This is a genomic window from Ligilactobacillus sp., assembly GCF_036846325.1.
Lineage (GTDB): Bacteria > Bacillota > Bacilli > Lactobacillales > Lactobacillaceae > Ligilactobacillus.
Window position 1 is genome coordinate 1 of record NZ_DAIUCE010000134.1, and the last position, 3,703, is coordinate 3,703.

Below are 3,703 nucleotides of genomic sequence, written 5' to 3' on the forward strand. Positions count from 1 at the left end.
GCCTTGTCGTTCAATTCACTGCCGAAAACCGGAATGCGGCGGGACTTGAAGTCATTCGTCCATTCAATCAGGTCACCTGAACAGAGCGTCAGGTGAAACTGGCTGCCCTGCATGGCGCGGACTACTTTCGGCTGGTACATGTCGGCACATCCTTCACCGAACACAACGCCGGAAAAGCCGCAGGCGTCAGCAGTTCTGACCATGGTGCCGATGTTTCCCGGATCCTGGACGCCGTCAAGGAAGAGCCAGGCTCCTTCAGCCGACTTCGGCTTCACCTCTGCATTTTTCGGAAGGTTCACAACTGCGAAGATTCCCTGAGGGCTCGGAGTCTCGCTCAGATGTCTTGCGACGTTTTCCGAGATCTCAATCAGCTCGCATCCGTCGGGAACTTCAAGTTCATCCCTGTGCCGAAAATCCTGCGTCACCATGATTTCCTCGACCGGCTGGCCGGAGTCAAGTGCCTCCTTGACCAGATGCCATCCGTCAAGCATGTACCTTCCCTGCCTGATCCGTGCCTTCTTCTGCGAAAGCTTTTTCCAGTCCTTGACGCGCTGATTGGATGATGATGTGATGATGTCCATTCTAATTCCTCTTTTCCAGAATTCTTCTCGTGCGTTTTCTGTCATGATTCAGCTGGTCAATCAGTTCATCTGCACCGCCGAACTTCTTCATGCCGCGCAGGAGCTCGATCCACTCGATGAAAACGGTTTTTCCGTAAACCATGTCCGAAAAATCGAGCAGGTTGATTTCAACCGTCTTTTCAAAGTGGTTGCCAAACGTTTCATTGCGACCGATTGACGCCATCCCCATGTAGCGCTTTTCCTCGCCTTCAAACCTGACGAAGACCGCATACACGCCTTCAGAGGGAATCATGACCGGCTCCCTTGTCTCGATGTTAAGCGTCGGAAAGCCAAGCTTTCTCCCGCGCTCAAAGCCGTGCACCACCTGACCACTCGTTTCGTACGGATAGCCCAGAAGTTCTTCTGCCAGCCTGACGTCGCCTTCTTTGAGTGCCTTTCTGATTCTCGTTGAACTGATTTTTTCCGCACCATCAAGAATATGAGAAACCCTGACCACCTCAAAGCGCCCTCTGGCATAGCCTTTGAGGTGCGACATGTCGCCGCCGTTTGCATACGGCATTTTCCCGTACGTATAGTCGCTTCCTGCAACAGCGCAGACTGCGTGGAGCGAAACGATGTATTTTTCAACAAAATCCTGCTGACTGAGCGTATAGAACTTTTCATCAAACGAAACGACGTAACAGATGTCGACTCCGAGACGTTCAAAAAGTTCAAGCTTCCTGCGTTCGCTTGAAAGATATGCAAAATCCCTGTTTTCTTCATTATTGAACACGATTCCCGGATAACGGTCGAGCGTCATGACCGCAAGTCTTGCCCCGAGCTTTTCAGCGCGTCTTCTTCCCTCAAGAATCACCGCCTGATGTCCGCGATGAACGCCGTCAAAAAAGCCCAGGCAAAGGACGACCGGTCCGTCCGGGATCAAATTATCGTCATATGGTTCCTGCAATTTAACAACCTGCATCATGCACCTCTATGTCAGATCTATCATCTGTTCTGCCTGGTAGCGTCTCTTTTCCTCATTATAGCGGTAGACGCAGCGGCACTTTCCCTGATACGACAGGGCGACCTTAAGCCCGTCTTCTGCATTCAGGTCACTGAAGTTCTCGGGCAGAAGAAATCCGCCGTTTCTGACGATTCTCCACTGTGCACTCGTCAGTTCTCTTTCCGGCATTTTCAGGGCATGGTCAACCGGGCGCAGGGCCTCTTCCAACCGGCCTTCCTGTTTGAGTTTCTCAAGCTGTGCCAGCGTATAGGCTTCGTCAAGCTTGAAACTGCCGCTTTCAAGCCGCGTCAGGTCGCTCATGACGGCCGGAACGCCCAGTTTTTTGCCAAGATCGGTGGCAAGCGTTCTAATGTAGGTTCCCTTTCCGCAGGCAACCCTGAAACGGAATTTCTGCACGCCTTTTTCCCTGTCAAATGCAGAGCTTCCGACCAGTTCGAAGCTTTCAACGTGAATCCTGCGCTTTGGCCGCTCGACTTTTTCGCCTTTTCTGGCGTAATCGTACAGACGTCTGCCGTTGACCTTGACGGCGGAATACATTGGCGGAATCTGAATGATGTCGCCGCAGAGTTCCTGCATCTTTTCCCTGATTATTTCATCTGAAAAGGGTTTCTCAAGAAACTTCTCCTCAACGACTTCTCCGTCAAGGTCTTCTGTTTCCGTTGAAAAGCCAAGCGTGACCTCGCCGGCATAGACCTTGCCTGACTCCATCAGATAGCTGACGACCTTTGTCGCATGTCCGATGCAGATCGGCAGCACGCCGTCAACGTTCGGATCGAGCGTACCGCTGTGCCCGACCTTTCTGGTCTGAAACAGGCGTCTGCATTTGAACACGGCATCATTGCTGGTCATGCCGCGGTCCTTGTTCAGGGGTAAGATTCCATCCATAAGTGTTCACCTCTCAAAAACAGGGATGAGAAATTTTCCCATCCCCGCAATTCTCATCTTAACGATCCTGCTGATGAAGCTTGTTCAAAAGTTCATCAATATGGTCTCCGTAACGCACGGATTCGTCACGGACGAATTTAAGTTCAGGCGTAACATAGATGCTCAAGCGCTGACCGAGTTCACGTCTGATCAGACCCGTTGCCTTATCGAGCCCCTTTTGAGTTTTTTCAGCGTCAGAAGCCAGATTCGAAAGCGTACTGTAATAAACGGTCGCATTCTGAAGATCACCTGTAACTTCGACGCCGGTAATCGTCACGCCTTCAACACGCGGATCACGGACGCGCTTCATCAAAATGTCGTTGACTTCGCGCTGAATCTCCTGTGACAGGCGTCCGACACGGTAATGTTGTACCATATATAGCAATTCCTCCTGTTAGTCCTGCGGAACTTCTTCCATAACGAAGGCTTCGAGCTGATCGCCTTCCTTGATGTCATTGTACTTTTCAACCATCAGGCCGCATTCGAACCCGGACTTGACCTGCTTGACGTCATCCTTGAAGCGCTTGAGAGAAGCAAGCTTTCCTTCATAGATGACGATGCCGTCACGAATAATTCGGACACCCGAGTCTCTTTGAATGTAGCCGTCCGTGACATAGCCGCCGCCGATCGTGCCGAGTTTTGAAACCTTGTAGGTCTGGCGGATTTCAACATAGCCCGTGACCTTTTCTTCAAAGACGGGTTCAAGCATCCCCTTCATGGCAGTCGTGACTTCATCGATTGCCTTGTAGATGACATTGTGCAGACGGATGTCGACCTTGTCCTGGTCTGCCTGAACCTTGGCCTGAGGCGTAGGACGGACATTGAACCCGATGATGATCGCATTGGAAGCTTCGGCCAGGGTCACGTCTGATTCGTTGATGGCGCCGACAGCCTGGTGAATGATGTTGACGCGGACGCCTTCCACGTCAATCTTCTTGAAGCTTTGTGCAATTGCTTCAACTGAACCCTGGACGTCAGCCTTGATGATCACGTCAACTTCCTTCATATCGCCTTCCTTGAGCGTATCGAAAAGGTTGTCTAACGTAACGTGCGTCGTCTGGCTGCGTTCCTTCATCAGAGCGCGCTTGGCACGTTCTTCACCGGCTGCACGAGCCGTTTTTTCATCATCAAACGTCACGAAGCGGTCACCTGACTGCGGCACTTCGTTCAGGCCGGTAATTTCGACCGGCGTTGC

General features: G+C 51.7%; 5 protein-coding genes. All 5 read right to left on the bottom strand.

Annotated elements, in window-relative coordinates:
- Nucleotides 1-581: TrmH family RNA methyltransferase (locus tag V7Z60_RS09240; RefSeq protein ID WP_334117529.1), on the bottom strand; the 581-nt coding region annotated here is incomplete at its 3' end.
- 1 nt (nt 582) lies between these two features.
- Nucleotides 583-1,542: a riboflavin biosynthesis protein RibF gene (ribF, locus tag V7Z60_RS09245; RefSeq protein WP_334117530.1), complete on the bottom strand. Its 960-nt coding sequence runs from the start codon at nt 1,540-1,542 to the stop codon at nt 583-585.
- A gap of 9 nt (nt 1,543-1,551) precedes the next feature.
- Nucleotides 1,552-2,469: a tRNA pseudouridine(55) synthase TruB gene (gene truB, locus V7Z60_RS09250; protein ID WP_334117531.1), complete on the bottom strand. Its 918-nt coding sequence runs from the start codon at nt 2,467-2,469 to the stop codon at nt 1,552-1,554.
- A 58-nt stretch (nt 2,470-2,527) separates the two neighbouring features.
- A complete protein-coding gene (rbfA, locus tag V7Z60_RS09255; protein ID WP_270398655.1) occupies nt 2,528-2,884 on the bottom strand; it encodes a 30S ribosome-binding factor RbfA in 357 nt (118 codons plus the stop codon).
- An 18-nt stretch (nt 2,885-2,902) separates the two neighbouring features.
- Nucleotides 2,903-3,703 (bottom strand): translation initiation factor IF-2 (locus tag V7Z60_RS09260; protein ID WP_442918915.1); only part of this gene is annotated, 801 nt, incomplete at its 5' end.